The sequence below is a fragment of the bacterium genome, assembly GCA_026398675.1.
GTDB lineage: Bacteria > RBG-13-66-14 > RBG-13-66-14 > RBG-13-66-14 > RBG-13-66-14 > RBG-13-66-14.
On the sequence record JAPLSK010000314.1, the window covers coordinates 1,947 to 6,411 of the forward strand.

Here is a 4,465-nt window from a genome sequence, read left to right on the forward strand (position 1 = left end):
CGAGAACTACTACGGTTTTTATTCGCCTGATGGGTATCAAAACGGGTACTTCGATGATAATAACTTCGGCCTCACCTACGGCGGCCCCCGGGTGGCGCTGGCCGCGGCGGAACTGGCCGACCCCACGGTGGATTTCGGCGATTACGACAACGACGGCCCCGACGGCTTGCCCAATTCCGGCGACGATGACGGCGAGGTGGACCTCTTCATGGTTTACCACGCGGGTCCCGACGGCGCCGATACCGGCGACCCCCACGACATCTGGAGCCACATGAGCTCCTACTTCAGCTACACCACGAACGACCCGGCGGCCGGCGGCGGGTTCATCACCATCGAGGCCTACGACATCCAGGCCGAGGAGCACCCCGATGGGAGCCTGTCCGGCATCTCCGTGGCCTGCCACGAGATGGGGCACCTGCTGGGCCTGCCCGACCTTTACGACTACAGCCGGTGGGACTGGGGGGCGGGGCTGTGGTGCCTGATGAGCTACGGGGCCTGGGGCGCCGACGGCCTCGACGACCGCTACCCCAGCTTACCAAGCGCCTGGTGCCGCTCGGACCTCGGCTGGACCGACGTGGTCAACCTGGGCTCCGACGTCGGCGACCTGGTCGTCCACCCCGCCGAGACCCACGACACCGTCTATACCCTCTGGCGGGACGGCTCCCCCGATCCCGACCAGTGGTTCTACCTGGAGAACCGCCAACGGCTCGACCCCGAACCGGTGCTGGTCGGCGAGGGGCTTTTAATCTGGCACATCTACTCCGGGGCCCACGGCTTCGGCTTCGACTGGAACGACCTGGACCTGGAACAGGCCGACGGGCTCAACGAGCTGGACCAGGGCGACGGCGAGCGTCCCGACCCCGAATCCGACGACCTGGGCGACGACGGCGACCCCTTCCCCGGCTCCACGGGCAACACCCGTTTCGCGGACGAGACTAATCCTAGCTCCCAGGACCGTTCCGGCGACCAGACCTGGGTGGCGGTGACCCACATCCGCGAGTCCGGCGACGACATCATCTGCGACGTGACCCTAGACTCCTCGGCGGCGGACGACCTCCTCCTGACAGGATTCTCCCGTGATGAGGGGCTGCTCCTGCGCTGGTCCGGCACCGCCGACGGCCTCTCGTACCGCCTTTCCCGCCGGGAGGCCGGAGCCTGGGCGCAGCTCGCCTCGGGCATCACCGGGAGCGCCTATCTGGTCCGAGACGCGTCGGGCTTGCAACGCTACCGGCTGGAGGCCCTCGGGGCGGATGGCGGTCTCGTCGCCTCCGCCGAGGTAGAGTTCGCCTACGAGCCTCCCCCGGCGCACCCGCTGACCATCGCCGCCTACCCCAATCCGGCCGACGGCGCGGTGGGGCTGGCCCTGGAGTTGCCCTCCGGGGGGCGGGTGACGGTGGCGGCCTACGACATTGCCGGGCGGCGCGTGGCCCTCGTCCACGACGGATTTCTCGCCGGGGGCCGGCACCTCCTCGTCTGGGAGGGAAATACGAGACCGGGGGTTTACTTCCTCCGGCTCACCTCGGAGACCGGGGAGGCGGGCTGCCGCGTCGTCGTCGAATAGAAAAGACGCCGGCCGGGGAAATTTCGCCTCCTCCTTTTTGCCGAGCTTTTCGGTGGGATTTACGTTGGAGACCGTGGCCGGTTGTGGTATAGTGGCGCGGGGTGAGGTGAAATGACGACGCAGCTTGAAGCGGCGCGGGCGGGGAACCTGACGCCGGAGATGGAGCGGGTGGCCGCCGACGAGCGGCTCGCCCCCGACGTTTTACTTGAGCGCGTCGCCCGGGGGACGGTGGTCGTCCTCAAGAACGTCGCCCGCCCGTCCTCCGTGGCCCTGGGCGTCGGCGAGGGCCTGCGGATCAAGGTCAACGCCAACCTGGGCACATCCAAGGATTCGCCGGACACCGCGCTCGAGCTGGAAAAGCTCCGTGTCGCGCTCGAGGCCGGCGCCGACACGGTGATGGACCTCTCCACCGGGGGCGACCTCCACGCCACCCGACTGGCGATTTTGGAAAGCACCCCCGTTCCCGTCGGCACGGTGCCCATCTACGACGCCGCCGTCCGGGTTAGGGACGCGGGGCGCGAAATCTGGCAGATGACCGCCGACGAGATCTTCGACGCCGTCGAGCTCCACGGCTCCGACGGCGTTGACTTCATTACCGTCCACTGCGGCGTGACCCGGGCGGCCATCGAGCTACTGCAGCGGGCCCCCCGTGTGGTGGGGGTGGTGAGCCGGGGCGGCGCCATCCTCACCGAGTGGATGCTTCGAAACGACCGGGAGAACCCGCTCTACGAGCAGTTCGACCGCCTGCTGGAGATAGCCCGGCGCCACGACATGACCCTCTCCCTGGGCGACGGGCTGCGGCCGGGGTGCCTGGCCGACGCCACCGACCGGGCCCAGATGCAGGAGCTCATCACCCTGGGCGAGCTTGGCCGCCGCGCCCGGGAGGCCGGCGTCCAGGTGATGATCGAGGGACCGGGCCACGTGCCCGCCGACCAGATAACCGAGAACGTCCGGCTGGAGAAGTCGCTCTGCGACGGCGCGCCCTTCTATGTCCTGGGGCCCTTGGTGACCGACATCGCGCCCGGATACGACCACATCACCGGGGCCATCGGGGGCACCATCGCCGCCATGGCCGGGGCCGACTTCCTCTGCTACGTAACCCCCGCCGAACACATCCGCCTGCCCGGCGTCGAGCACGTGAAGCTGGGGGTCATCGCCAGCCGGATCGCGGCCCACGCCGGGGACATCGCCCGGGGGCTCCCCGGGGCGCGGGATCGCGACGATGAGATGGGCCGCGCCCGCCGCGCCCTGGACTGGCGCAGGCAGTACGAGCTGGCCTTGGACCCGGAGCTGGTCCGGCAGTGGCGGGACAAAAGCCACCCCGCCGACGAATCGGTTTGCACCATGTGTTCCGAATTGTGCGCCATCAAGGGGATGCGCCGCGTGCTCTACGGGGATGGAAACGACCGGTAAAGGTTTTCTAGAGTCATACGCGGTCGATATCGTGGAAAGATGAGTACGAACTGCGGGGATGGATATGACAGGTAGAGGTTTTCTAGAATCCGGCGCGGTCGTTATCGTGAAATGATGAGTACAAACCGCGGGGATGTAAATGACGGGTAAGGGTTTTCTAAAAAGGCCCGACTGGCGGGTGGAGCGGATCGCCCTGGCGGCGGCGGTGGGGCTGGCGGCCGCGATAATCGTGCTCTTCGCCCTGGCCCCCACGGTGGAGGAGGGCCGCGCCGAGCGGCTGGACCTCTTCCTTGCCATTCTCCCGGACGACGCCCGGGTGGCCTTCGATGGCGGGCGCTACGACGAGGCGACCACCCGAGCCTCCGAGGCGTACCGCACCGATCTCGTCTTCCACGAACGGTGGGAGGAGCTCAAGGACACCGAGCTCATCAACATTTTCACCGTGGGCGAGGTGGTGGATTACTACGTCCGGTACTTCGTCCCCGCGGCGCGCTCCGTGGTTCGGTGAAACTCGAAAAGTGTCGTACGCGGAAGTTGGAGGCGCACGGGCCTCCTTTTTTTACGCCTGTTAATAATCGTTTTGGCTGATGAGGATGAGAACCGAGCGAAGCGAGCTATGCCCCCGGCAAAATGCCACTCGACCCTTCCGGGTTGCCGGTTCGAGATACCGAGCCCGTGGAGTGAATCCGGCACTTGCCGGTCGTGGGCGCGGAGGTGCGTTCAGTGGCACTTTTAATGAAGAGCGACCTGTAAAGCAATGACGGAGGAGTAATAAAAACGCCCGGTCGGGCGTCTTTTAAAGGAGACAAGGGGTTTCGCCAGAGGCGTTACTCGCTTCGCTCGTTTAAACCTCTTGTTACACTTATCGGGGAAGGATTGATGCGGTTACAGGCCGGCGCGGGCGATGGCGGCGAAGGCCTCCGGGTCCAGGCTCGCCCCGCCCACCAGGACGCCGTTCACGTCGGCCTGCGCCATGAGCACGGCGGCGTTCTCCGGCTTCACCGAGCCGCCGTAGAGGATTCTCACCCCACTCGCCGCGGCGCCGAGCGTTTCCTCGAGCAGCCCCCTCAAGAATTGGTGGGCCTCGCGAGCCGTCTCCGGCGTGGCGGTCCGGCCCGTCCCGATGGCCCAGACCGGCTCGTAGGCCAGGGTGGTTTTCCCCACGAGCTCCGGTCCCGCCCCGGCCAGGCTCTCGGAAAACTGCCGCCGCAGCACCGCCTCGGTCTCGCCCCGGTCGCGTTCCTCCAGGAGCTCGCCCACGCAGACGATGGCCTTGAGGCCCAGCTCGTGGGCCCGCTTGAGCTTGGCCAGCACCAGGGCGTCGGTCTCGCCGTAGACGTGCCGGCGTTCCGAATGGCCCAGAATCACCCAGCCGACGCCGCCACGCGCCCGCCAAGGATTTGTTCATCTCTACAAAAGCAACAAGCCTTCCACATGAACTGTTTCAGAAAAGGCCAGGAAATAGGAAATGGATTTGCGTTTTTTCAGAGG

Annotated in this window: 4 protein-coding genes; 3 read left to right on the plus strand and 1 reads right to left on the minus strand. The window is 66.7% G+C overall.

All coding sequences use genetic code 11. From position 1 onward, the window contains the following. From NTW26_09295 to NTW26_09305, 3 genes are all read left to right on the plus strand, one after another. A partial coding sequence (locus tag NTW26_09295; GenBank protein MCX7022448.1) for a M6 family metalloprotease domain-containing protein occupies window positions 1-1,561 on the plus strand: 1,561 nt, incomplete at its 5' end. Window positions 1,562-1,672: 111 nt separating this feature from the next. Beyond that, window positions 1,673-2,974 (plus strand): phosphomethylpyrimidine synthase ThiC, encoded by a 1,302-nt coding sequence (thiC, locus tag NTW26_09300; protein MCX7022449.1) that lies wholly within the window; start codon window positions 1,673-1,675, stop codon window positions 2,972-2,974. Window positions 2,975-3,113: 139 nt separating this feature from the next. Beyond that, window positions 3,114-3,482, plus strand: coding sequence for a hypothetical protein (locus tag NTW26_09305; protein ID MCX7022450.1), 369 nt, complete (start codon window positions 3,114-3,116; stop codon window positions 3,480-3,482). A 377-nt stretch (window positions 3,483-3,859) separates the two neighbouring features. On the opposite strand, the gene NTW26_09310 is transcribed toward NTW26_09305, so the two are convergent. Further along, on the minus strand, window positions 3,860-4,342 hold the full coding sequence (locus NTW26_09310) for a triose-phosphate isomerase (protein MCX7022451.1): 483 nt from the start codon (window positions 4,340-4,342) through the stop codon (window positions 3,860-3,862). Window positions 4,343-4,465 lie beyond the last annotated feature (123 nt).